The 21,528-nt window shown below is 72.3% G+C and carries 24 protein-coding genes and 1 pseudogene; 7 read left to right on the forward strand and 18 right to left on the reverse strand.

Annotated elements, in window-relative coordinates; translation table 11 throughout:
• Positions 1 to 219 precede the first annotated feature (219 nt).
• The 3 genes from AMK27_RS43475 to AMK27_RS06345 all read left to right on the forward strand — a co-directional run bounded on the left by AMK27_RS43475 (position 220) and on the right by AMK27_RS06345 (position 3,222).
• Entirely contained in the window at positions 220 to 498 is a 279-nt protein-coding gene (locus AMK27_RS43475; protein ID WP_241847326.1) for a hypothetical protein, read from the forward strand.
• Positions 491 to 1,129 (forward strand): SMI1/KNR4 family protein, encoded by a 639-nt coding sequence (locus AMK27_RS06340; RefSeq protein WP_073903298.1) that lies wholly within the window; start codon positions 491 to 493, stop codon positions 1,127 to 1,129. The genes AMK27_RS43475 and AMK27_RS06340 overlap by 8 nt, the downstream gene beginning before the upstream one ends.
• A 230-nt stretch (positions 1,130 to 1,359) precedes the next feature.
• Positions 1,360 to 3,222 carry a glycoside hydrolase family 18 chitinase gene (locus tag AMK27_RS06345; protein ID WP_073903301.1) on the forward strand — a complete coding sequence of 621 codons (1,863 nt, stop codon included), beginning with the start codon at positions 1,360 to 1,362 and terminating at the stop codon, positions 3,220 to 3,222.
• Between the two features lie 172 nt (positions 3,223 to 3,394).
• On the opposite strand, the gene AMK27_RS06350 is transcribed toward AMK27_RS06345, so the two are convergent.
• Together AMK27_RS06350 and AMK27_RS06355 are read right to left on the reverse strand one after the other, a co-directional pair.
• A complete protein-coding gene (locus tag AMK27_RS06350) occupies positions 3,395 to 3,622 on the reverse strand; it encodes a DUF5133 domain-containing protein (RefSeq protein ID WP_073903304.1) in 228 nt (75 codons plus the stop codon).
• A 169-nt stretch (positions 3,623 to 3,791) separates the two neighbouring features.
• Complete coding sequence (locus AMK27_RS06355; RefSeq protein ID WP_073903307.1) at positions 3,792 to 4,148, reverse strand: DUF805 domain-containing protein; 357 nt, start codon at positions 4,146 to 4,148, stop codon at positions 3,792 to 3,794.
• A gap of 485 nt (positions 4,149 to 4,633) precedes the next feature.
• Here AMK27_RS06355 and AMK27_RS06360 point away from each other — a divergent pair, with 485 nt between their 5' ends.
• Positions 4,634 to 4,990 (forward strand): hypothetical protein, encoded by a 357-nt coding sequence (locus AMK27_RS06360; RefSeq protein WP_241847327.1) that lies wholly within the window; start codon positions 4,634 to 4,636, stop codon positions 4,988 to 4,990.
• A gap of 71 nt (positions 4,991 to 5,061) precedes the next feature.
• On the opposite strand, the gene AMK27_RS06365 is transcribed toward AMK27_RS06360, so the two are convergent.
• From AMK27_RS06365 to AMK27_RS06385, 4 genes are all read right to left on the reverse strand, one after another.
• Positions 5,062 to 5,442: an FKBP-type peptidyl-prolyl cis-trans isomerase gene (locus tag AMK27_RS06365; RefSeq protein ID WP_073903313.1), complete on the reverse strand. Its 381-nt coding sequence runs from the start codon at positions 5,440 to 5,442 to the stop codon at positions 5,062 to 5,064.
• Positions 5,443 to 5,683: 241 nt separating this feature from the next.
• Complete coding sequence (locus tag AMK27_RS06370; RefSeq protein WP_073903315.1) at positions 5,684 to 6,253, reverse strand: HutD/Ves family protein; 570 nt, start codon at positions 6,251 to 6,253, stop codon at positions 5,684 to 5,686.
• 131 nt (positions 6,254 to 6,384) lie between these two features.
• A complete protein-coding gene (locus tag AMK27_RS06375; RefSeq protein WP_073903317.1) occupies positions 6,385 to 6,723 on the reverse strand; it encodes a thioredoxin family protein in 339 nt (112 codons plus the stop codon).
• 179 nt (positions 6,724 to 6,902) lie between these two features.
• Complete coding sequence (locus tag AMK27_RS06385) at positions 6,903 to 7,199, reverse strand: hypothetical protein (RefSeq protein ID WP_073903323.1); 297 nt, start codon at positions 7,197 to 7,199, stop codon at positions 6,903 to 6,905.
• Between the two features lie 129 nt (positions 7,200 to 7,328).
• Here AMK27_RS06385 and AMK27_RS06390 point away from each other — a divergent pair, with 129 nt between their 5' ends.
• Positions 7,329 to 7,550 carry a hypothetical protein gene (locus AMK27_RS06390; RefSeq protein ID WP_073903326.1) on the forward strand — a complete coding sequence of 74 codons (222 nt, stop codon included), beginning with the start codon at positions 7,329 to 7,331 and terminating at the stop codon, positions 7,548 to 7,550.
• A 13-nt stretch (positions 7,551 to 7,563) separates the two neighbouring features.
• Complete coding sequence (locus AMK27_RS06395) at positions 7,564 to 7,935, forward strand: fic family toxin-antitoxin system, toxin component (protein ID WP_073903329.1); 372 nt, start codon at positions 7,564 to 7,566, stop codon at positions 7,933 to 7,935.
• 189 nt (positions 7,936 to 8,124) lie between these two features.
• Here the strand turns inward: AMK27_RS06395 and AMK27_RS06400 are convergent, their stop codons facing one another.
• The 6 genes from AMK27_RS06400 to AMK27_RS06425 form a co-directional block, all read right to left on the reverse strand.
• Positions 8,125 to 10,203, reverse strand: coding sequence for a hypothetical protein (locus AMK27_RS06400; protein WP_079188227.1), 2,079 nt, complete (start codon positions 10,201 to 10,203; stop codon positions 8,125 to 8,127).
• A 205-nt stretch (positions 10,204 to 10,408) separates the two neighbouring features.
• Positions 10,409 to 11,089: an alpha/beta fold hydrolase gene (locus tag AMK27_RS06405; protein WP_073903331.1), complete on the reverse strand. Its 681-nt coding sequence runs from the start codon at positions 11,087 to 11,089 to the stop codon at positions 10,409 to 10,411.
• Positions 11,086 to 11,841, reverse strand: coding sequence for a DUF1295 domain-containing protein (locus AMK27_RS06410; protein WP_079188273.1), 756 nt, complete (start codon positions 11,839 to 11,841; stop codon positions 11,086 to 11,088). Before AMK27_RS06410 ends, AMK27_RS06405 begins: the two co-directional genes overlap by 4 nt.
• A gap of 56 nt (positions 11,842 to 11,897) precedes the next feature.
• Positions 11,898 to 13,220, reverse strand: coding sequence for an SAM-dependent methyltransferase (locus tag AMK27_RS06415; protein WP_073903336.1), 1,323 nt, complete (start codon positions 13,218 to 13,220; stop codon positions 11,898 to 11,900).
• Complete coding sequence (locus tag AMK27_RS06420; protein ID WP_241847328.1) at positions 13,217 to 13,996, reverse strand: DUF1365 domain-containing protein; 780 nt, start codon at positions 13,994 to 13,996, stop codon at positions 13,217 to 13,219. The genes AMK27_RS06415 and AMK27_RS06420 overlap by 4 nt, the downstream gene beginning before the upstream one ends.
• The gene (locus AMK27_RS06425; RefSeq protein WP_073903338.1) at positions 13,993 to 15,249 is read right to left on the reverse strand and encodes an NAD(P)/FAD-dependent oxidoreductase; all 1,257 of its coding nucleotides are present in this window, start codon (positions 15,247 to 15,249) and stop codon (positions 13,993 to 13,995) included. The genes AMK27_RS06420 and AMK27_RS06425 overlap by 4 nt, the downstream gene beginning before the upstream one ends.
• A 213-nt stretch (positions 15,250 to 15,462) precedes the next feature.
• On the opposite strand from AMK27_RS06425, the pseudogene AMK27_RS06430 reads away from it, so the two are divergent.
• Positions 15,463 to 15,694: pseudogene (locus AMK27_RS06430) on the forward strand (M15 family metallopeptidase); the annotation flags it as partial.
• Positions 15,695 to 15,871: 177 nt separating this feature from the next.
• Here AMK27_RS06430 and AMK27_RS06435 read toward each other — a convergent pair.
• The 6 genes from AMK27_RS06435 to AMK27_RS06460 are packed head-to-tail and all read right to left on the reverse strand — an operon-like array spanning position 15,872 to position 21,397.
• Positions 15,872 to 17,113 (reverse strand): cytochrome P450 family protein, encoded by a 1,242-nt coding sequence (locus tag AMK27_RS06435; protein ID WP_073903341.1) that lies wholly within the window; start codon positions 17,111 to 17,113, stop codon positions 15,872 to 15,874.
• Complete coding sequence (locus AMK27_RS06440) at positions 17,110 to 18,339, reverse strand: cytochrome P450 (RefSeq protein WP_073903343.1); 1,230 nt, start codon at positions 18,337 to 18,339, stop codon at positions 17,110 to 17,112. The genes AMK27_RS06435 and AMK27_RS06440 overlap by 4 nt, the downstream gene beginning before the upstream one ends.
• The gene (locus tag AMK27_RS06445; RefSeq protein ID WP_073903346.1) at positions 18,336 to 18,965 is read right to left on the reverse strand and encodes a GTP-binding protein; all 630 of its coding nucleotides are present in this window, start codon (positions 18,963 to 18,965) and stop codon (positions 18,336 to 18,338) included. Before AMK27_RS06445 ends, AMK27_RS06440 begins: the two co-directional genes overlap by 4 nt.
• Positions 18,946 to 19,299 carry a DUF742 domain-containing protein gene (locus AMK27_RS06450; RefSeq protein WP_073903349.1) on the reverse strand — a complete coding sequence of 118 codons (354 nt, stop codon included), beginning with the start codon at positions 19,297 to 19,299 and terminating at the stop codon, positions 18,946 to 18,948. The genes AMK27_RS06445 and AMK27_RS06450 overlap by 20 nt, the downstream gene beginning before the upstream one ends.
• The gene (locus AMK27_RS06455) at positions 19,296 to 19,697 is read right to left on the reverse strand and encodes a roadblock/LC7 domain-containing protein (RefSeq protein ID WP_073903351.1); all 402 of its coding nucleotides are present in this window, start codon (positions 19,695 to 19,697) and stop codon (positions 19,296 to 19,298) included. The genes AMK27_RS06450 and AMK27_RS06455 overlap by 4 nt, the downstream gene beginning before the upstream one ends.
• On the reverse strand, positions 19,697 to 21,397 hold the full coding sequence (locus AMK27_RS06460) for a sensor histidine kinase (protein WP_073903354.1): 1,701 nt from the start codon (positions 21,395 to 21,397) through the stop codon (positions 19,697 to 19,699). Before AMK27_RS06460 ends, AMK27_RS06455 begins: the two co-directional genes overlap by 1 nt.
• Positions 21,398 to 21,528: the final 131 nt, after the last annotated feature.

Below are 21,528 nucleotides of genomic sequence, written 5' to 3' on the forward strand. Positions count from 1 at the left end.
CGGAGAGCCGGAGCAGGAACGGAAGGAAGAGGCCTCGCCTCCCGCCGGTCAGCGGGTGGGGCCGGCTCCTCTTTGGGGCAGGCGTCGGAGGCGTCGGAGCGTGCCGGGACTGCCTGGCGGCGTCGGGTGATAGGACTGCGGGTCGCGGCGGTGCGAACAGCACCGCGGCGAGCACGAGGAGCGGCTCGCCGGGGGCACTCCATACGGCGGGCCGGCGTCGTGGCGGCAGACGACGCCGGCTCCACCGAATCCGGCCCCGCCGCCCTCGGCTCCGGCACCCCCAAACTCTCCGCCCAGGCCGTCACACGCGATCTGCGCCTGCTGCTCCGCGCCCGCGAGCAGCTCCAGGTCCCGCTGATCATCGGCTCCTGCGGCACCTCCGGCCGTGACGTCGGCGTCGACTGCTGTACAAGAAACAGGCTCAGCCCGACGTCCGGTAACGCGGAGGCTTGGAGGACTCCGGGGTGCTACGGAGTGCGACAATCTGGCCGTGTCTGACGAGTTGTCGCGCTGGTATCGAGGCCGCCTGGTCGTGGGGCCGTTCAGGCCGTTCGAGGCAGGTGAGGTTGAAGCTCTCGAACGGGAGATCGGGCTGCCGTTGCCGTCTTCCTATCGCTCGTTCCTGGAAGCGGCGGGCGGGAAGAGCCTCACATACTCGGTCCGTTTGCAGGCCTGTGAACCGGAGCCGTTTCAGAGTTTCGACGACCTCTACCAGCTCGGCCGTGACGACGCTGGCGAGTACGGCTGGGGCACCCTGCTGGGCGAGTACCGCCGCAGCCGTGATGGGGGGCTCGCCCGCGAGATCTCCTTGGCCGGCCTGCTTCCGGTCGCCCGCAATGGCGGTAGCGACACCCTGTTCCTGGACCTGAACCCGGCCACCCATGGCCAGCTCCATGCGTGCGTGCATGGCATCCCCCACCCGGGCTACCTGTCTAAGGGGGTCTTCGCCCACGTTGCTGACAGCTTCGACACTTACCTCGACAGCCTTGTGATCGATCCGGACTTCGCCGAAGACGCGTGGGCGGATGTCGTCGACAGTGACTCCACCGACCCTTGGCGGCGGACCGTCGAGGAGTGGCTGGACAAGGAACTGCCGGGCTGGCGTGCCGAGCCTTGGGCAGCGGGCTAGAGCCTCCTGGGGACCGCTTTACATGGCCGGGGTGCGACGGGGTCGGTGGTCGTGGAGTGTGGCCCTCAACGGCCTTTTGGTCCAGACCTCTTGACGATTGGTCTAGTCCTTCCTAGGGTCACGGGGACACTGCGGTGGGTGCCGAGGAAGGACACCACGCACTCAGGGACACGCAGGGTTGACAGGCCGGGGACCACCCCTGCCCGCCGAACCTCACCCGAGGAGTTTCCTTGAGTACCCCAACGCGGCGGCGCCGCATCAGATCGGCACAGAGCATCAACCTGAACAAGCGGTCCAAGGCCCTCGCGGGCGCCACCGCGCTGCTCCTCCCGTTGGCCGCCATGGTCGGCCTCGCCGCCCCCGCAGAAGCCGCCGCCTCGGCCACCGCCACCTTCGCCAAGGCCTCCGACTGGGGATCGGGCTTCGAGGGCAAGTGGACGGTGAAGAACACCGGTACCACGACGCTCAACTCCTGGACCGTCGAGTGGGACTTCCCCGCGGGCACCAAGGTCACGTCGGCCTGGGACGCCACCGTCACCAACTCCGCGGACCACTGGACCGCCAAGAACCTCGGCTGGAACGGCACCCTCGCCCCCGGCGCCTCCGTCTCCTTCGGCTTCAACGGCAGCGGCACCGGCGCCCCCACCGGCTGCAAGCTCAACGGCGCCGCCTGCGACGGCGGCACCACCCCTGGTGACAGCGCCCCCTCCGCTCCGGGCGCGCCCACCGCGAGCGAGCTCACCGACACCTCGGTGAAGCTGTCCTGGACGGCCGCCACGGACGACAAGGGCGTCAAGAACTACGACGTCAAGCGGAACGGCACCACCGTCGCCACCGTCACCGGCCTCACCTACACCAACACCGGCCTGACCGCCGGCACCGACTACAGCTACACCGTGGTCGCCCGCGACACCGCCGACCAGACCGGCCCGGCCTCCGCCGCCACGGCGGTCCGCACCACCGGCGGCGGTGGCGGCGAGAACCCCGGCGGCAGCGGCAAGATCAACCTGGGCTACTTCACCAACTGGGGCTCCTACACGGTGAAGAACCTGGTGACCTCGGGCTCCGCCTCGAAGATCACGCACATCAACTACGCCTTCGGCAACGTGCAGAACGGCAAGTGCACCATCGGCGACCCCTACGAGGACTACCAGAAGTCCTACACCGCCGCCCAGTCCGTCGACGGTGTCGCCGACACCTGGGACCAGCCGCTGAGCGGTCACTTCAACCAGCTGCGCAAGCTCAAGGCGCAGTACCCGCACATCAAGGTCCTCTGGTCCTTCGGCGGCTGGACCTGGTCCGGCGGCTTCGGCCAGGCCGTGCAGAACCCGACCGCCTTCGCGCAGTCCTGCTACGACCTGGTCGAGGACCCGCGCTGGGCCGACGTCTTCGACGGCATCGACCTGGACTGGGAGTACCCCAACTCCTGCGGTCTCACCTGCGACACCAGCGGCCCGGCCTCGATCAAGAACATGATGCAGGCCATGCGTGCCAAGTTCGGTCCGAACAACCTGCTCACCGCGGCCATCACCGCCGACGGCTCCAACGGCGGCCGGCTCGACGCGGCCGACTACGGCGGCGCGGCGCAGTACATCAACTGGTACGACGTGATGACGTACGACTACTTCGGCACCTGGGCCGCGCAGGGTCCGACGGCCCCGCACTCCCCGCTGACCTCGTACCCCGGCATTCCCGCGCAGGGCTTCAACTCGGCGGACGCGATCGCCAAGCTGAAGGCCAAGGGCGTCCCGGCCTCCAAGCTGCTGCTCGGCATCGGCTTCTACGGGCGCGGCTGGACCGGCGTCACCCAGTCCGCCCCCGGCGGCAGCGCCACCGGCCCGGCGGCCGGCGTCGAGCCGGGCAACCAGTACTACAAGGTCCTGAAGACCACCTGCCCGGCCACCGGCACGATCGCAGGCACGGCATACGCGCACTGCGGCACCGACTGGTGGAGCTACGACACCCCCGCGACGGTCGGCACCAAGATGGCGTGGGCCAAGAGCCAGAGCCTGGGCGGCGCGTTCTTCTGGGAGTTCAACGGCGACACCGCCAACGGCGAACTCGTGAACGCGATCAGCAACGGCCTGAAGTAGCCCCACGTACGACGGCCTGAAGTAGCCACGCGTACGACCACGGGGGAGACCACACAGCCTGCCCGCCCCGACCAGGGGCGGGCAGGCTGTGTCACGGCTGCCACATGGCGCGGCCGGACCATCGAGCCCAGCGGGTGGCAGAGTGGAGGGGCGCGGACCTGGCCGGGCCGGTTCAGGCCATCAGGACCGAGTCGTCCTCGGGGCGCGCTCCGGGCAGTCGGTAGCGGGCGGCGATCAGCGCGGCGTCGACGTCCCGGGTTCCGGTGGATATACACAGTGTGTAGGCGAGGTCTTCCATGCGGATACGCACCTCGTGGCCCCCGTCCTCCGCGTTCAGCAGGCTCAGTGCCTCGTACTCCTCGACCAGCTTGCTCAGTACCACGGGATGGGCCATCAGCACAGTGATCTCTCCTCGCCGCCTGGGTGCCGGTTGCCCGGCTCGAAGCCGCGCCTACCCCGGTTTCCGGGGCGCATGCCGACCTCCGGCGGCGTGTCTCTGACACATCACGCACGGACAACCGAATAGTCGGCTGTCCGCGGAGCGCCGCAGTGCCCCCGGAAGGAATCTGTCAGAAGGCCGCAGCAGGCTTCGGGCTCGGGCCGTAGGCGTTCTGGTGCTGCTCGCCTTCGGCGGCGAGGAAGACGATCAGGATGATGCCGCCGACCACGGGTATCAGACCGAAGAGGACCGACCAGCCGGAGCGGCCGGTGTCGTGCAGGCGGCGGACGGTCACGCCCAGGTGCGGCAGGAGCACGGCCAGGAAGTAGATCGGGTAGAGCAGCGGGAAGGTGCCGATCGCGAGATCGACCGTCGCGACGATTACCACCGCGAGGATGTTGAACAGGAAGAACATCCAGTGTTCCTTGCGGCGCGCGCGGCCGCTGAACACCACGTACTTCTTGAGAACTTCGAGATACCAGTTCATTTGTCCCCCATCGACTAGGTGTGGCGAGCGGAAGCCCGTCCCCGCGCGACATTCCTGCAGGTGCGGTACAGCGCTGCGAAGCGTAGGGAGCGCTCGAACGCGGTGGAGCAGTAACCAGCCAGGCAGGGACGGCAGTTTGGGACTCCGGGGTCGTGCCGTCGCCTGCGACACCACTCATGTCTTCGAACGGCGCGATGTACGGAGTGAGGGACGCCGAACCCTGCACGAACATCGGTAGGAATGCGACGGCGCTTTGTCGGCAAAAACCCGTTCGTAGGAGGAGTGCGGCGGCACGTTTACCCGCGCACTCCACCTCCGGTTCGGCCGTCTGAACGGCTCGATCTGCTCGGCCTTGAGGGTCGGCTGACAGACAGTGGCGCCGTACAAGCGGCAGGTAGCGTGATCAGCCGAGAACATCGAGTCGCATCGGCGGGCTAGGGAAAGGGCGGCCTGTGTCGCACGGAATGGTGAGAGCGAGCGAGTTGGTGACCGAGTCCGAGGTCGAACTGCTGCGCCGTGCGCTCCTGGAATGGGGTGGCCCCGCACGCTGCAGTGATCAACTTGCCGTAGGCATGGGCTTCGCCGGCGAGCAGGATCTGCTCGACCAATGCCGAAGGCTCCGGAACGCACTCCGTGTGGACGCCCCCCTTGGCGCAGCAGACTGGGCACGGACACTTCTTGCTACAGAGATCGTCTTCGTCAGCGACCTCGCCGGCTCGGGTGTTGAATGGCAAACAACCACGGGGCGCGACGACGAGGCGACGATCAGGGTGCTGCGGGTGATCCAGCGGAAACTGGCGCGGATCGTCAGCCCCTACTACGGAAGGCTACCGAGCGAGTAGCGCACAGGGCCGCTCGGTCAGCTTCCACGCCCTCAGGTCGGAGTGGAAGGCGCGGGGAGTACAGAGATCGTTCAGGCCGTGACCGTCAGGAGGTCGACGACGAAGACGAGAGTCGAGCCGGCCGGGATCAGTGGTGACGGCGACTGCTTGCCGTAGCCGAGGCGCGGGGGAACGATGATCTCGCGCCGTCCGCCGACCCTCATTCCCCTGATCCCCCGGTCCCAGCCCTTGATGACCCTTCCGCCGCCCACGGCGAATTTGAAGGGCTGTCCGCGGTCCCAGGAGGCGTCGAATTCCTTTCCGGACGCGAAGGTGACTCCGACGTAGTGAACCTGGACGACGTTGCCCGGCTTCGCCTCGGGGCCTTCCCCGACGACGAGGTCCCGGACGGTCAGCTCGGTGGGAGGAGCGCCTTCCGGAACGTCGATCCGGGGCTTCGTTGGTTCACTCATCGCGGCCTCGCTACTCTCCGCCGGAGGCCCTGGTACGGACCGGCCGGGCCGCATGGGCGCTCCACGCGGTGGATGGCCACGTTACCGAGAATGCCGGTCCCGTGGAGCACTGCGAATTCCACCGTGCACGGCTCTGAGCAGGCATTCCGTGCAGGCATTCCGCTCGATGGACCACTTCGCCCGTCCGCCCGTCCGGCGCCCATCGCCGACGGCGATGAACCACCGGCGAGCCGGCAGCTTGTCATCCCGTCGACGTGAGATCAGCCCACAGGGCCACGGCATCGGGCGAGAGCGGTGGGATCCCCTCCTCCGGCGCGCTGTCGTCCTCGTCCCACCACACGCCCTGGCCCGGCGCCAGGACGTGCGCGTTCTCGCCGGTCTGCCAGCTGCCGCTCAGGACGTAGAACACCCCGGCATGCCCCGACGGCGGCGCGACCCGACCCGCGACCCGCCGTACACGGGCACTCCAGTCCCCGCGCCGCACCATGATGTTCAGGACCCGGCAGCCGCCACCGGGGAGTTCGGCGGAGAGCGCGAGGTCACCCGAGAACGTGACCGGTTCGCCCGTGCGTGCCGGAAGCCGCTCGAACACTCCGGGAGAGGTCAGCAGGACACTGTCGCCCGCCAGCAGGGTGAGCGTCCGGTCGACTCCGCCGAACGCCGAGAACGGCCCCTCCCGGTCGATGTCGGCGACACTCGCGCGCCACCCGAAACTCTCGGCGCCAGCGGGCCGGGAGGCGATTTCCCTGGTCGCACCGCCGCCGTTCCGCCACCGGCCCGGCTTCAGTGTCTCGACATCGAAGTGGTGCATGGGCGGGCTCCTGAGCTGCGTGCGGTGTGGGGGGCGAGCCGTTGGCGCCGGGGCCCGCCTACGCAGTGTATGCGGCCCTGCGGCGTCGACCGGCGCCCGAACTGGTGTTGCCTGGGTGGGGTGTACGCGTGTCAGAGATGGCTGTCGAGCAACTCCCGGAGCTCGACGGTGGTCGAGGGCCCGGTGCCGTGCGCCACCGGCTCGCCGTCCTTCAGCAGGACATAGGACGCGGCTCCGGTGATGTCGTACCGCTCGGTTGCCGCCGGACAGCGTGTGATGTCGGTCCGGACGGCCGTGAGGCGGTCCGCGTACTCGTCGGCGATGACACCGACGACGAGGTCCATCGCCCGGCAGGGCTCGATGGCCTTGGGCCATGTCCCGGTGAAGTACGCGAGTACCGGGAGCGCGCTCATCCTGAGGATGAAGTCGAACTCCGCGTCCTCACGGGGCTGGTGAACCCGCTTCGCCATGGAAGCTCCTGACCTCGTGTTCCGTCGTTCCGCCTCCATCATCTCCCGCGAGATGCGAGGGGCCGACCAGGTCGCCGAGCCCCCACCGCTGGTCCCGGTCCCGGTCCCGATCCCGGTCCTGGGCATGCTCCCGGTCCCGGTTCCGACCTCGGCCGACCGGCTGCCGGTGGTGGTGAGGGTCAGGCAGCCGGGCGGCGGCGGGCGCGCAGCAGGCGGACACCCTTGAGGGCGTACGCGGCGGCGATGAGCGCGAAGCCGACGACGGCGAGCCGGAACCAGGACTCCGCCACCACGAGGCTCAGCAGAAGGCCGCCGGACGCGAGCAGGGCGCCGACGATGTCGAGGAGGTCCGCGGGCGCCGCGGAGCGCGCCGCCGGATCGGTTCCGCGCATCCGGCGGACGGTGGGAACGAGGCCGAGGGCCTGGAGGACGATGATGCCGAGAAAGATCCACACGAACCAGTCGGGTATGTCCACGGTGGCACGCTAACGTCGGTTCCTTACGGCTCCTGAGATTCCAGGTGAACAGAAGGGGTCGGCGTCGGTGGCGGACGAGTGCGACGCTTCCTCTGCCGCGCCGGGCCGCCAGCCGCTACCGTGGTCCTCATGGCGCGGGAAATCAGGATCGAGATCAGCGACGAGGCGTACGAGGCGCTGGAGCGTGTCGCAGCCGAGAAGCACGTGCCCGCCGAGGACTACGCGGGCCGGGTGCTGGACGCCGACCTGACCCGCGCGCGCTTCGTCGAGGGGGCCCGGTCCTTCGTCGTCCAGCACGGCCAGGCCTTCGCGAAGCACTTCGGTCGCCCCGCCGGCGCCGACGCGGCCTGAGTCCGGACTCCGCGTGATTCTCACGGTCGATCTCTCCTGGCTGCTCGACGTGGCCCAGCAGGAGATCCCCGGCGACCCGGAGATCGCCGACTGGGGCTCGCTCGAAGCCGCCCGCGCGCGCCACGCCTTCCGCGTCATGGACGTACCGGTCTACGAGCGCCCGCACCACCGTGCGGCCGCACTGCTGGAACAGCTCGTCCGCGTCCCGGCCCTGGAGCACTCCAACGAGCTGTACGGCATCGTCGTCGCGGCCGCCTACCTCCATGCCTGCGGGTATCCGGTCGAGGTGACGGCGGAGGCGGCGATCGACCTCGTCGAGCGGGTGGCCGAAGGGCGGATCGACGTCCGGCAGGTTGCCGCCGTCCTCAAGGAATGGGTGCGCTGACCGAGCCCTCGACGGGCAGGAACCGGACCGGTCCGGCCCGGTTCTCCTCGGTCGCCTCGGGAAGTCGGTCGCCTCAGGAAGGACGATCCGCCTCGGGAGGGACGACGCGCATCCTTCCGGGGCCGGCGCGATCCCGGAGGTCCGCCTCGGCCGCGATCCGTCGCCCCTCCACCCGGTTCTCGTCTTGCGTCACGATCCACCCGGGTTCATCTCCTCCTCTCCCCAGCCCCGCAGTTCACCCGAACCCGAACCAGGCACCGTGCCGGTGAGACGGACGCTCCCGGTCGTGTTCGCCCTGACCGCCAGTACCGGTCCCCGTACGGTGGCGGAGACGGGGCCACGGGCCGTGATCGCGGTCACCGCGCGGCTGCCGGCGGCGAGGTAGTAGCGGGCTCCGGACGGTGCCGTCCAGTACGTGCCCGCCAACAGGTGCTGGCCGAAGCGGCTGCACGCCGCCGTGTCCTCGGGCTCCGGGCCCGGCACCGTTACCGGTCGGCTCCGTGCGTCCGGCCCCTCCCACGCCACCGCCACGCGACCGCGGCCGTCCCAGCTCTCCGCGCGCGTGCACGTCCAGATGGCGCGTCCGGCCCGCTCCGGGAGGGTCTGTTGGGCGAACTCCCATCGGTTCACGGCGCGTACCCCGGTGCCGCGCAGCTCCTGCAGCGCGCAGGCCGAACGGGCCCAGGCGGCGAGGCCCGCCGCCGACGTCGCCTCGCGCGGCTGGCGCGCCGGGGCGCCGGTCCCCGGCGCGGGGGTCCAGGTCAGGTGCGTGGGGCTGAGCTCCCCGAGGTCCGCGAGGAGGAACGAATGGTCCTCGACGATCCGGGTGGAGGAGCGCACCTGCAGCGCGGGAACGCGGCCGCAGTCGTTCGGCGCCTGCGGTACGGGGTCGGTGACGCCGAACTCGGACGCGGCCAGCCGCTGGGCGGGCACGTCGGGCCGCCGGAGGTCGCGCACCGCGCTCTCGTCGATCCAGGGGGCGAGCAGGAACCGTACGCCGCGCGGCGTACGGCTCAGCGCCACAGCGGCGCCGGTGGTCACGTCCGCGTCGTCGGCCCGGGCCAGTTCGACCGCCGGCTCGCCGACCGCCGGATCGCCGACTGCCGCGTCGCCGACCGCCGCCTCGCCCCGGTCGCTGAGCGGCTCGGCGTATCGGATGATCCGTTCGCCGTCGTGCAGGAGGACGACGGCGGAGCCGTCGACCGGGCCGGCGAAGAGCAGTCGGGCCGGTGCGGCGGGCGGGGATGCCGGAGTGTCCGGCGTGACCGTCAGCCGGACGCCGGTGCGGTCGCCGGAACGGTCACCGGTCACCTGCGCCCACGCGGTGAGGGCGCGGGTCAGCAGGGCCGTGTCGCCGGTCCCGGCCCCCCGGGCGGGCCACTGGGTGAGGTCGACACGGGCGGTGTCGGACCATCGGTCGGCGGGGGTACGCAGCAGGAGTCCGGGGTCGGCCGCACGGGCGGACGCGGCGGCGAGGGCCGTGGCGGGCGACGACGGCGCGGGTCGCGCGGGCGCCTCGGGCCGCAGCGCGAGCACGGCGGTCGTGGACGCGGCGAGCAGTACGGCGGCGGCGAGGGCCGTGAGCCGCGTGCGGTGGCGGCGGCGCAGCAGATCCGTCGGCCGCGCCTGCACCGTGCAGGGGTCGAACTCCGCTCCGTGCAGGAGCGATTCGGCATCGCGGCCGACCGTCGAGCGGATGCGTTCGGCAACGCGGAGCACCTCTTCCGGCGCGGACACGCCCGCCGCTGCGAGGAGGAGGGCGGAGGACTGCGCGGTGAGTCCTTCGAGGACGCGCAGGGCGAAGGCGGCCCGTACCTCCGGGGTCACCGTGGCCAAGGTGGATTCCAGCACCAGCTCGTCGTCGCCGCCGGCCCCGGGGAAGAGCCGCAGTCCCAGGACGGTGGGGAACGGGGTCCGCCCGAGGGACCACCGGGGCCGGCCGGCCGCCCGCAGCGCGGCGGACACGACGTGCTGCCGCAGCCAGGCGAGGACCGGTCCCGGCTCGCCGCGCTGCGCGGGAACCGTCGGCCCGGCCGCCGCGTCGGCGGGGCGGGAAGGCGCGGCCGAAGAGAGCGACTTCTGCACGAGCGCGTGCGCGGCGAGCACACGGCGGTGTCTGCCGAGAGCGGGCGGAAGGATCAGGTGGGCGAGCCGGACGAGCCGTGGATAGTGCTCGACGAGCGCCGCCTCGGCTTCGTTCCGGCCGGGGCGCTGCGACGCGTGGGCGTGCGGTATGTCGGTGCTCGGGAAGGTGTCGTGGGACTGCATGCCTATGCAAACGAGAGGCACGCGGAGCGGTCACCTCGGACGCGTGCTCTGGAGGTCCCCCGGACCGGGCCTTGCGCTCGCATCGTTCGTGCAGCGCCTGGTGCCCGCGTCCGCCCGAGTACTCCCGCGCCCCGCCCCCGACGTCTCCTGCCGGTCCCGCGCCCCCCCCGCAGGTTCCGTCCCCGGCCGTGCCGTCCCGCCGGTCTCAAGGCCCTGGCTGAGTCCTCGGCAGCAGCGCGGCGGTGAGTGCGGCGGTACGGCGGTGCCAGGCGGCGGCGCCGCGGAGCATCGCGTGCCCTCCGGTCGGCATCGGGATTCCGACCGCGTCGGCGCCCGCCGCCCGGGCCCTGCGCACGAAGTCCCAGGACTCCCGGGCCGAGGTGATCCGGTCGGCCTCGTCGTGCAGGACGTGGATCGCGCGGCCCGCGAGGTGCTCGACGGGTTCGCCCGGTGGACACCAGGGCGCCAGGGCCACCACACCGCGCACCATCGGGTCGCCGGCGGCGCTGAGCGCGGCGCGGCCGCCCATCGAGTGGCCCACGAGGACGACGGGGATCTGCCCGGCCCGCTCCCGCAGCCGCACGAGAGCCGCCGCCGCGTCCAGGGCCGCGTCGCGGCGGGAGCCGTTCCAGCCCCGGTGCCGGTAGCGGACCTCCGCGACGAGTACGTCCCGGTCGGCGAGCGCACGGGCGACGGCGGTCGCGAACGGGCGCATGCGCAGGGCGGGTAGGTTGACGAGCGGCGGCGGCCCGAGGCCCTCGGAGCGGCCCCCGTGCAGCAGGAGCACGGCCGCGGCGGGAACGGCCGGCGCGCTGCGCACGATGAGCCTGTCTGCTTCGCCGCGCCAGGTCGCCACCCGATCCCTCCGGGCCGCGTCGGGTGTCATCGGGCTTCGGTCCGCTGTGCGGGTCGGCGGGGCGGGCGCGGCAGGAAGCCGCTCGTACGGGCGACGTAGTCCGCGTATCCGGGACGCTGCGCCATGTGGGCCTCCAGGAGCCGCTTGCCGCTGCCCCAGATCAGCAGCCCGCTCATCACCAGGGGTGACACCAGGGCGAGGAGCGCGGTCCGCCAGTCCGCGCACGCGGTCAGGTAGAGGCCCCACCAGACCAGGAAGTCGCCGAAGTAGTTGGGGTGCCGGGTCCAGCTCCAGAGTCCCCGGTCCATGATCCGTCCCCGGTTCGCCGGGTCGGACTTGAAGCGGGCGAGCTGGTGGTCCCCGACCGCCTCGAAGGTGAGGCCCGCGGCCCACAGGACGAGGCCGAGCACGAGCAGCGGGTCCGGTCCGTCGGGCAGGTAGGCCGCCACCTGGACGGGCAGGGAGACGAGCCAGACGAGGCCCCCCTGGAGGAGGTAGACGGTGCGCAGCGCGTAGAGCGCCGGATGGCCGGGGGCCCGGGCGAGCATCTTCGCGTAGCGGGGGTCTTCGCCGTGGCCACGGCCCCGGCGGGCGATGTGGAAGGCGAGCCGCAACCCCCACACGCACGTCGCGAGGGTGACGGCGAGCCTCCGCCCGTCGTCCCCGTACCCGGCGGAGAGCGCCCAGGTGACGACGGCGACGGCGGCGAACGCGATCCCCCAGGCGACGTCGACGATCCGGTGGAGGCCCTTCACCGAGGCGATCGCGAAGGTCACCAGCATGACGGCGAGGGCCGCCCCGGCCGACGCGGCCAGGTTGACCGCCAGCGCGGACGCGTTCACAGGGACGTTCCCGGGGCGTCGGCGGCGACCAGGCGGAGCTGGCGGACGTCCAGGTAGCGGGCGCGGAAACCCGCCTCGGAGTAGGCCAGGTACAGCTCCCACATGCGCTGGAACACCCGGTCGAAGCCGAGCGCGCCGACCGCCGCCGACTCCCGGACGAACGTCTCCCGCCAGAGTCGGAGCGTCTCGGCGTAGTGCTCCCCGTAGCCGGTGTCGTGGGTGATGCGCAGACCGGCGGTGGAGCTCTCGCGGACGAGGGCGTCGGGCGACGGGATGAGGCCGCCGGGGAACACGTACTTGCTGATCCAGGTGTGGGTACGGGCGGTGTGGAGCATCCGCTCGTGCGGCATCGTGATGCTCTGGAGGGCGACGGCGCCGCCGGGCGCGAGGAGGCGGTGAAGGGTGGCGAAGTACGTGGGCCAGTACTCGGCGCCGACGGCCTCGATCATCTCGACGCTGACCACGGCGTCGTACTGGCCCTCGACCTTCCGGTAGTCGCACAGTTCGACGCGCACGCGGTGCGACAGGCCCGCCTCGGCGATCCGGCGCAGGGCGAGTGCGCGCTGCTCCTCGGAGAGTGTGACGGTCAGGACGTCGGCGCCTCGGGAAGCGGCGCGTATCGCGAGTTCGCCCCACCCCGTGCCGATCTCCAGGAGCCGGGTGCCCTCGCGGACGCCGGCCAGGTCGAGCAGGGCGTCGATCTTGCGGTGCTGCGCCGCGGTGAACGCGCCGGGCGCGGCCGGGAGGGTGTCGAAGACGGCCGACGAGTAGGACATGCTCGGGTCGAGGAAGCGGGCGAACAGGTCGTTCGACAGGTCGTAGTGCCGCTGGATGTTGTCGCGGGCGCCTTCGAGTGTGTTGCGGTCGTGCGCCGGGCGACGGCGGACCCAGGCGCTCCGGAGCCTGCGCAGCGGTGCCGGTACGAGGTCGTCCACGTGGGTGGCGAGCACGGTGAGGAGGCCCACGAGGTCGTCGCTGTCCCACTCGCCGGCCATGTACGACTCGCCGAAGCCGATCAGCCCGTCGGCGCCGATCCGCCGGTGGAAGGCGGTCGGGTCGTGCAGCGTGAGGGTGGGCGGGCCGACCTGCGGGGTGCCGGCCTCGCCGCTCGCGGGTCGGGGTACCGAGGCTCCGGGCCCGCCGTGGTGCGTGCGCAGCGGCAGCCGGGCGAAGGCACGGGCGAGGATCTGCCTGGCGATGGCCGTGCGCAGGGTCGAGGCGCGCGGGAGGCGGGCGACGTCGGGCCAGCGTTCCGGATCGACGGGGAGGTGGCCGAGGGCCGTGACGCTGGGGGCGGCCGGCGGGACGGAGACGGTCACAGCATGCCTTCTCGGGTGGACGGGACAGGACGGGGACGGACGGGAAGTCCCTTGAGGTACAGGCGGATCCCGTGCCACCGGATGCCGGCACTGACGGCGGCGGTGGACCACGGGTGGCGCAGCGCCGCGGTGAGCAGCCCGCGCGTGCCGGCCGGGCGGCGGTGGCCGCGGACGGTGGCGGTGAGCGGTCTGCTCCCGTCGCCGTGCCGCAGCTGGATGGTGAGGTCGAGGCGTTCGCCGGGCAGCGGCAGCCGCATGCGGTAGGAGCCTTCGACGTCGAAGAACGGGGAGACGTAGAAGTCCTTGTCGACGTCGGCCCGCCCGGCGGCGTCGGGCCGCAGGAGGTAGCAGTGCCGACCGCCGTACGTGTTGTGGACCTCGGCGACGACGCAGACGAGGCTGCCGGCCCGGTCGTGGCACCAGTACAGGGTGAGCGGGTTGAAGACATGCCCGAGCACGCGCGCGTGGGCGAGCATCAGGACCCGGCCGTCGGCGTTCCGTACGCCCTGGGACGCGAGGTAGGCGTCGAGGCCCGCGCGCAGGGTGGGGGCCCGGCCGCCGAAGTGGTCACGGGCGTCGAACCGGGCGAGGGGGCGCAGCGGGAGGGGCAGCCGGGGCAGGGCGTCGAGGTCGACCAGCCACTGGTACGTGCGCTGCCGCAGGCTGTGGCGCACGGGCTGGACACGCGTGTGGGCGACCTCGCAGAGGTAGAGCGCCGGCACGACCGGCGAGGTCGGCGTGACCGCCGCCGTGGGTATGTCCCGGGTGGTGGTCACCAGGCCACCCCCAGGGCGCGGGCCGCCTCGACGCCGGAGCGGCAGCCGTCCTCGTGGAACCCCCAGCCGTGGTACGCGCCGGCGAAGGCGGTCACGGAGGTGGCGAGGCCCGGCAGTTCGCGCTGTGCGGCGACCGAGCGGGGCGTGTAGACGGGATGCTCGTACACCATGCGGGCGAGCACGGCGCTCTCGTCGACGCGGCCGTCCGCGTTGAGGGTCACGAGGTGCGGCTCGTCCACCGGGAGGCGCTGGAGCCGGTTCATGTCGTAGCTGACCTTGACCGCCCCCGGGCGCGCGTCGCAGGACGGGAGCCAGTAGTTCCACGAGGCCCGGGCGTGCGGCCCGGCCGGCAGCACGCTGGTGTCGCGGTGCAGCACGGTGGGGTTGCGGGAGTACGTGAACGCGCCGAGGACCCGGCGCTCGTCGGGCGTGGCATCGGCGAGCATCCGCAGCGCCTGGTCCGGGTGGACGGCGACGACGACGGCCGCGTGAGTCTCGCGCTCGCCGTCCTCGGTGGTGATGCGGACCTGGTCCGTGCCGCGTTCGATCGCGCGGACCGGGGTGGCGGTGCGGACGGCGGCGAGCTGCTTGGCCACCTTCTCGACGTACGCGCCGGAGCCGCCCGTGACGGTCCGCCACTGCGGCGATCCGGTGGTGGAGAGGAGCCCGTGGTGGTCCAGGAACCGGAAGAGGTAGACCGCCGGGTACAGGAGTGCGGTGTCGGGGGCGCAGGACCAGACGGCGGAGACGAGCGGGATGGCGAAGTGGCCGACGAAGTACGGCGAGAACCCGCCGCGTTCCAGGAACGCGCCGAAGGTCAGGCTGTCGTCCGCGGTGGCGAGCAGGCGGCGGGCCGCCCGGTGGAAGCGCGGCACGTCGGCGAGCATCCTCAGGTGGCGGCCTCGGCGCAGGTTGCCGCCGCCCAGCAGACCGCGGGCGCCACGGGCTCCCGCGTAGGCGAGGCCGCAGCCGTCGCAGCGGACGGACATGCTCATCTCGGCGTCCTGGGTGGCGACGCCGAGCTCGCGGAAGAGCCGCAGGAGGTGCGGGTAGGTGCGCTCGTTGTGGACGATGAAGCCGGTGTCCACGCACACGATGCCGCCCTCGCGGGTCGGCAGCTCGTGGGTGTGCGCGTGTCCGCCCAGGCGGGCGTCCGCCTCGTAGAGCACCACGTCGTAGGTCCGCGACAGCACATGAGCGGCTGTCAGGCCGGCGACGCCGGACCCGACGACCGCGACGGTCCGCCGGTTCATTCGTTCCCCCTCGTGTCACGGGGCGTCGGCGCACGGGCTGTGCGGAGCGTCCCCATGGGTGGTTCGGTGCCGTGGTGCGTTCGGATGGGTGCGGATACGGAATTCCGATTGCCCGTTAAGGCTCCGGCGAAGGGAGGTGGCACCTCAAGACGCAACGTTTATGCGTCGTTACCGCTGGGGATTCGCGGCAGGGGAAGATCACTTCATGAGTGCATGGGTACCCGGATGAACGCCTCTCCGGAGGAGAGCGCGGGCGCCTGCTCCACACAGGCGGACACCATCGGCGTCGATGCTCGCCGCCACCGGGACATGCTGAGCACCGCGCTGTCCGCGGCGGGCCTGGTCAAGTACCCCACGGAGTGGCGGCACTGGTCGTGGAGACCGCTACCGGGCTCTGCGGACAGGAGCGGCGGCCGCGCTCTACGGGCCCGGGGAACTGGGCTGACGGCACACCTCACGAACGGCCGGTCCGTGGGTGGCTGCCTTCGTGCGGGCGTGAGTCCTCTGCGTACCCCGAGGACTGCCCTACGAGCAAGCCCCGGCGCGGAGAACGCTGCGTTCTCCGCGCCGGGGAGGGAGCCCGGCCGCTGGGTCGCCGGGCTCCCTCTCCTCCGTACGGCCGTCAGGCCAGCACGACAGGGAGGTCGAACAGGTCGTTCTGCGTGACGACCGGCTTGTTGCGGAGCTCCTCGGGCGCGACGGCGAGACGCAGCCCCGGGAAGCGCGCGTACAGGGCGGGCAGGGCGACCGACGCCTCCAGGCGGGAGAGCGCCGCACCCGGGCAGACGTGAGGGCCGTGACCGAAGGAGATGTGACGGTTCGGCGTACGGGTCACGTCGAACGAGCCCGCCGTCGGGCCGTGCTGCTCCTCGTCCCGGCCGATCGCGCCGAACGACACGATCAGTGCCTCGCCCTGGGGCAGGACACGGTCGCCCACCTCGATGTCCTCGGTGGCGAAGCGGATCAGGACGTGCGAGGTCGGCGTCGACCAGCGCAGCGTCTCCTCGATCACGTTCGCCCACGGCACCTCCCCGGAGAGGACCAGGGCACGCTGCTCGGGGTGGGTCTCCAGGGCCACGACGGCGTTCACGATGAGGCTGATCGTCGTCTCGTGCCCGGCCGCCACCATCAGCTGGAGGGTGTTGGTGATCTCCTCCGTGGTCAGCCGGTCACCGCCCTCGGACGCCTCGATCAGCGCGCTCGTCAGGTCGTCACCGGGCTTCTCGACCTTGGACGCCACGATCCCCGCGAACAGCGTGCCCAGGTCCGCCATCATCTGCGGCACCTCCTCGGGCGGCGTCTGCGTCGAGAAGAACTTCTCGAACAGGGCCTTCATCCGCGGGTGGTCGACCGGGTCGACGCCCATGAGGTCGCTGACCACGTTCATCGGCAGCGGGTACGCGAACTCGGCCTTCAGATCGACGGTCTCACCCGCGGGCCGCTCCGCCAGCCGGTCCAGCATGCCCGTCGTCAGGGCCTCGATGCCCTCCCGCAGGCGCTCCACCCGGCGCGCCGTCAGCGCCTGCGCGACCAGCGTGCGCAGCCGCCGGTGCTCGTTGCCGTCGACCGTCAGCATCGACTTGCCGGGGTTCGCGAGGCCGATCAGCGGCCAGTCCATGGGTATCTCGCCGCGCTGCCAGGCACCCCAGACGTCGATGTCCTTGACCAGACGGGCGTCGGTGAGCAGCCGCCGCGCCTCCGCGTGGTGGGTGACGGCCCAGCAGGCCACCCCACCGGGCAGGACGACACGGGCCAGCGGGCCGGCGGCCCGCAGCCGGGCGCTCTCGCCGTCGAGGTCGGCGACGAACGGGTCCAGGGCGATGGCGTCGGAGGCGGACGCGGCGTGGGCGTGCGGGCAGGTCATCCGAGGGCTCCAAGGGCGGGGGTCGGGGTGTAGGTCACGGGGAGCGCGGAGAGGCCGCGCAGCCAGGGCGAGGGCCGGCGGGCGAGGTCGGCCGCGGGCACCGCGAGATCGACGTCCGGCAGCCGGTCGAGGAGCACCTCGATCCCCGTGCGCGCGATGGTCTCGGCGACCTCCTGCGCGGGGAAGGGGCAGCGGTGCTCGCCGTGGCCGAAGGAGAGGTAGGCGTTGTTGCCGCCGGTGAGCCGGCCCGCGTCGGCGCGCACGTGCGGGTCGGAGTTGGCGGCGGCCAGGCCGAGGAGCAGCAGGTCGCCGCTGCCGATCCGGCGCCCGCCGAGGTGGGTGTCGCGCGAGGCCCAGCGGCCGGCGACGTTCTGGGTGGGGGTGTCCTCCCACAGGACCTCGTTCATGGCCTCGCCGACGCTGTGCCGGCCGCCGGACAGCGAGGCGGCGAACCGGTCGTCGGTGAGCATCAGCCGCAGCGAGTTGCCGATCCAGTCGGCGGTGGGCTGGTGGCCGGCGGCCATCATCACCATGAGGTCCTGGGCGATCTCCTCGACCGTGAAACCGGCGGTGTTGCCCACCATCCGGGAGGCCACGTCGTCGCCCGGTGCCTCCGCCTTCGCGGCGAGCAGGGCGAACATGGACTCCGCCAGGTGGCGCTGGCCCTCCAGCGCGCCCTCCTGGCCGTTGATCATGTCGTTGAGGGCGGTGACGAGCCCCGGCCCCTGCTCTTCGGAGAAGCCGTAGACGCTGGCGAGGACGCGGACCGGCAGCAGCATCGCGTACTCGGCGATGATGTCGCAGGACCCCTTGCCGCACAGCGCGTCGATCAGCTCGTCGGCGAAGCGCTCGGCCCGCTCCTTCAGCACGAACGGGTCGATCCCCTCCAGGGCGGAGGAGATGACGTTCGCGCGCTCGCGGTGCCGCTCGCCGACGGTGTAGAGGATCGACGGCTGCTTGCGGCCGATCATCGGCAGCAGCGGCCAGTCCGCCGGAATGTTGTCCCACTGGTTCCACAGGTCGGAATCGCGGGAGAAGAGGGCCGGGTCGCTGGTGACCTGGTGGAGCTCGCGGTAGCCGAGGACCAGCCAGGCCGGTATGCCGCCGTCCAGCACGACCGGGGCGACGGCCCCGTGCTCGCGCCGGATCTGCCGGTACAGCTCGGTCGGGTCGGTCTGGAAGCGCGGCCCGCTCAGGGGGACGGGCGGGTGCTCGGGGAGGGTCACGGGGTGGGCTCCGGGATCGGCTGCGGGACCGGCGGCGTGGCCGGGGCGACGACGGTCCGCAGGTGCTCGACGAGCGAGATGAGGACCTGCTTGCTGGACTCGCGCGACCGGGCGTCGCAGAAGACCAGCGGAACCTCGTCGGCGAGGTCGAGGGCCCCGCGGATCTGGGCGGGGGTGTGGGCGGGACCGCCGAAGTCGTTGCAGGCGACGACGAACGGTGTCCCGTGGTGCTCCAGGCGGTCGATGGCGTACCAGGAGTCGGCGAGCCGGCGGGTGTCGACGAGCACCACCGCGCCGAGCGTCCCGGAGAACAGCCGGTCCCACAGGAACCAGAACCGCTCCTGCCCGGGCGCCCCGAACAGGTACAGGACGTTGTGGGTGTCGAGCGAGATCCGGCCGAAGTCGAAGGCCACCGTGGTGGCGGACTTGGCGGCGACCCCGGCGGTGTCGTCGACGCCCTCGCCCGCCTGGGTCATCGTCTCCTCGGTGTTCAGCGGACGGATCTCGCTGACCGAGCGGACGAGGGTGGTCTTGCCGACTCCGAATCCGCCGACGACGACGATCTTCAGTCCGTTGTCGGCCGAGCTGTGCAGGGTCTGGCGCTGTTCAGAGGTTACGGAGTCCAACGAGCACCTGCTCCAGGATGTCGTGATCGGGAAGGCGGTACGACGCACGGGGATGCCGGGCGCTGATCCGGCCGGTGTCGTGCAGATCGGCCAGGAGGATCCGGGTGATCGACACCGGCAGTCCGAGCCCGGCCGCGACCTCCACCACAGCGGTGGGGAAGCGGCACATGCGCAGGATCGCGGCGTGCTCCGACTGCATGCCGGGGACCGGGTCGCTCTCGGAGACCACCAGGGTCACCAGGTCGAACGAGTCCGATCCGGCGCGGCTGCGGCCGCCGGTCAGGGTGTAGAGCCGGTCGGGGGAGTCGTCCCGGCCCGGCCTGCCGCGGCTCATCCCCGGGGCCTCGCGACCAGGTGCTCGCTCAACTGCTCCACCAGCTCGGACATGTTGTGGCCCACGAGGCCGGCGTCGGCGTCCTCGTCGGCGACGACCGCCAGGTGGGCGCCCTCGCCGGCCTCCACGATGAAGAGGATGCCGCCGTAGAACTCGGCGATCGCGGAGCGGACCCCGCCGGTGCCGTCGCCGAACTCCACGGAGGCACCGTGCGACAGGCTCTGGATGCCGGCGGCGATCGCGGCGAGCTGGTCGGCCTGGTCGACGGAGAGCTCGGGGGTGCGGCAGAGCTTGAGGCCGTCACGGGAGAGCACCAGGGCGTGCCGGGTGCCCGGGGTGCGTTCCAGCAGGCCCTCGAGGAGCCAGCTGAGCTTCTCGTCGGTGGTGGAGCCGGTCATTACGAGGTGCCTTCCGAGTACGGGGGGTTCGAGGTCGGCGACGGCGTCCGCGGGGCGGACGCCGGGCCGGCCGGGTCGGTGGGTACGGAGGGAGAGGTGGGGCGGTCGTCGGCGGCCGAGCCGGCGGGGGAGCCGGGGCGGTCGTCGCCGGCCGTCGCGTGGGGGACCGCCGGGGTGGGCGCGGTCTCCGGCACGGGCCCGTTCTCGGGCTCGCCGTCCGGTCGCGCGGTGCTGCCGCGGACCGCGCGCCGGAACGTGCCGAACCGGTTCGCCGCGCCGGCGGCCGCGCCGGTGCGCGGTCCTTCGGCGCGCGCCTTCTCGGCGGCCTGCGGCCCCTCCGGGTGGGCGGCGGCCATGGCCCGGCCGCGGCGGCGCTGGGGCAGGCCGCTCTCGCCGAACCGCGGGTGCTCGCCGGTGCTCTCCGCCGGGCTGTCGTGGACGGTCTCGGGCTCGCGGGCCGCGGCCGGGGTGCCGGTCGCGGCGGGTGCGGCGGGTGCGGCGGGTGTGGACAGGCCGCGGCCGGCGACCGGCGGCAGCGTGGCGGCGGGTGCGGCCGCCGGCTCCGCGGGTGCGTGGCTGATCAGCTCCTGCGGCAGCATCAGCAGGGCCCCGGTGCCACCGCGGGCGGAGGGCCGGAACGACACGGTGAGCCCGTGCTTGCGTGCCAGCCGGCCGACGACCGCGAGGCCGAGGCGGGTGCCGGAGAGGCCGGCCAGGTCCTGCGGCGCGGAGCCGACGGCGGCCTCCGCGCGGCGCTGCTGCACGTCGCTCATCACGAGGCCGCTGTCCTCGATGGCGATGATGACGCCGGCCGGGACCTCCTCGACGTAGACGTGCACCTCGGCGGTGGGCGGCGAGAAGTTCGCCGCGTTGTCCATGAGTTCGGCCAGGGCGTGCATGACGCCCTCGGCCGCGTGTCCGGCGACGGCCGCGTCGCTGCTGGAGTGCAGCCGCACCCGCTGGTAGCCGCTGATCCGGCCCATGGCGCCGCGGAGGATCGACTCCATGACGATGGGGCGGGCCCAGCGCCGTCCGGACCTGGCCCCGCTGAGTACGGCGACGGAGTCGGCGAGGCGGCCGGCCTGCGCGGTGCGGTGGTCGAGGTGGAGCAGGTCGGTCAGGACGTCCTCGTCGGCGTGCCGGTGCTCCATCTCCCGGAGGTCGGCGAGCATGCTCGTGGCGAGGGCCTGCATACGGCCGGCGGCGTTGGCCGCGGCCGCCATGGCGGCGGACCGGCCGGACTCGGCGCCGCGCAGCCGGGTTTCGAGCCGCGCGGTCTCGGCGGCGTGTTCCCTGACCAGTACGGCGATCTCGGCCGCGTGGGACCGCTCGATCTCCTCGGTCCGGGCCGCGTGGGCCGCTCGGACGGCGGCGGTCTCCGCCTCGTGGCGGTCCGCGACGGTGCTCGTCTCGCGCTCGGCGGCGGCCGCGAACCGGGCGGCGTACGCATCCTTGGAGGCGACTTCGGCGGCGAGGGCCTCGGCCCGCCGGGCCAGGAGGCGTGAGGTTCGCCCGTACCAGGTCACGGCGAAGGCGGAGGCCGAGAGCAGCAGGACGCCGCAGACGGCGAACCAGCCGAGCGGGGCGCGGACTCCGCCCGGCGCCGCGGCGACGGATGCCACCGCGAGCGCACCACCTGCGGCGGCGGTCAGCAGCGAGGCGGTCAGGGCAGGACGGAAGGGGGAGGGTGACGCCGACATCAACCAGACTCTCGGGAGCGGGCACGCGGGGATAGGGAGTCGCAACGACGGCACTATAGAGCTGTTGTTGATCAGTTCGGAACTCGCGTGATCGGATCGGCATCCAACACTGGGCATATTTTTCCGGTACT

The organism is Streptomyces sp. CB02009 (assembly GCF_001905825.1).
Lineage (GTDB): Bacteria > Actinomycetota > Actinomycetes > Streptomycetales > Streptomycetaceae > Streptomyces.

What these genes read in the sequence shown, in the direction of transcription:
- AMK27_RS06400 (WP_079188227.1), bottom strand. Translation starts at nt 10,203, where the DNA reads ATGCAGTCCCACGACACCTTCCCGAGCACCGACATACCGCACGCCCAC.
- AMK27_RS06370 (WP_073903315.1), bottom strand. Translation starts at nt 6,253, where the DNA reads ATGCACCACTTCGATGTCGAGACACTGAAGCCGGGCCGGTGGCGGAAC.
- AMK27_RS06355 (WP_073903307.1), bottom strand. Translation starts at nt 4,148, where the DNA reads ATGAACTGGTATCTCGAAGTTCTCAAGAAGTACGTGGTGTTCAGCGGC.
- AMK27_RS06410 (WP_079188273.1), bottom strand. Translation starts at nt 11,841, where the DNA reads ATGCTGGTGACCTTCGCGATCGCCTCGGTGAAGGGCCTCCACCGGATC.
- AMK27_RS06425 (WP_073903338.1), bottom strand. Translation starts at nt 15,249, where the DNA reads ATGAACCGGCGGACCGTCGCGGTCGTCGGGTCCGGCGTCGCCGGCCTG.
- AMK27_RS06460 (WP_073903354.1), bottom strand. Translation starts at nt 21,397, where the DNA reads ATGTCGGCGTCACCCTCCCCCTTCCGTCCTGCCCTGACCGCCTCGCTG.
- AMK27_RS06450 (WP_073903349.1), bottom strand. Translation starts at nt 19,299, where the DNA reads ATGAGCCGCGGCAGGCCGGGCCGGGACGACTCCCCCGACCGGCTCTAC.
- AMK27_RS06405 (WP_073903331.1), bottom strand. Translation starts at nt 11,089, where the DNA reads ATGACACCCGACGCGGCCCGGAGGGATCGGGTGGCGACCTGGCGCGGC.
- AMK27_RS06390 (WP_073903326.1), top strand. Translation starts at nt 7,329, where the DNA reads ATGGCGCGGGAAATCAGGATCGAGATCAGCGACGAGGCGTACGAGGCG.
- AMK27_RS06375 (WP_073903317.1), bottom strand. Translation starts at nt 6,723, where the DNA reads ATGGCGAAGCGGGTTCACCAGCCCCGTGAGGACGCGGAGTTCGACTTC.
- AMK27_RS06435 (WP_073903341.1), bottom strand. Translation starts at nt 17,113, where the DNA reads ATGACCTGCCCGCACGCCCACGCCGCGTCCGCCTCCGACGCCATCGCC.
- AMK27_RS06455 (WP_073903351.1), bottom strand. Translation starts at nt 19,697, where the DNA reads ATGACCGGCTCCACCACCGACGAGAAGCTCAGCTGGCTCCTCGAGGGC.
- AMK27_RS06365 (WP_073903313.1), bottom strand. Translation starts at nt 5,442, where the DNA reads ATGAGTGAACCAACGAAGCCCCGGATCGACGTTCCGGAAGGCGCTCCT.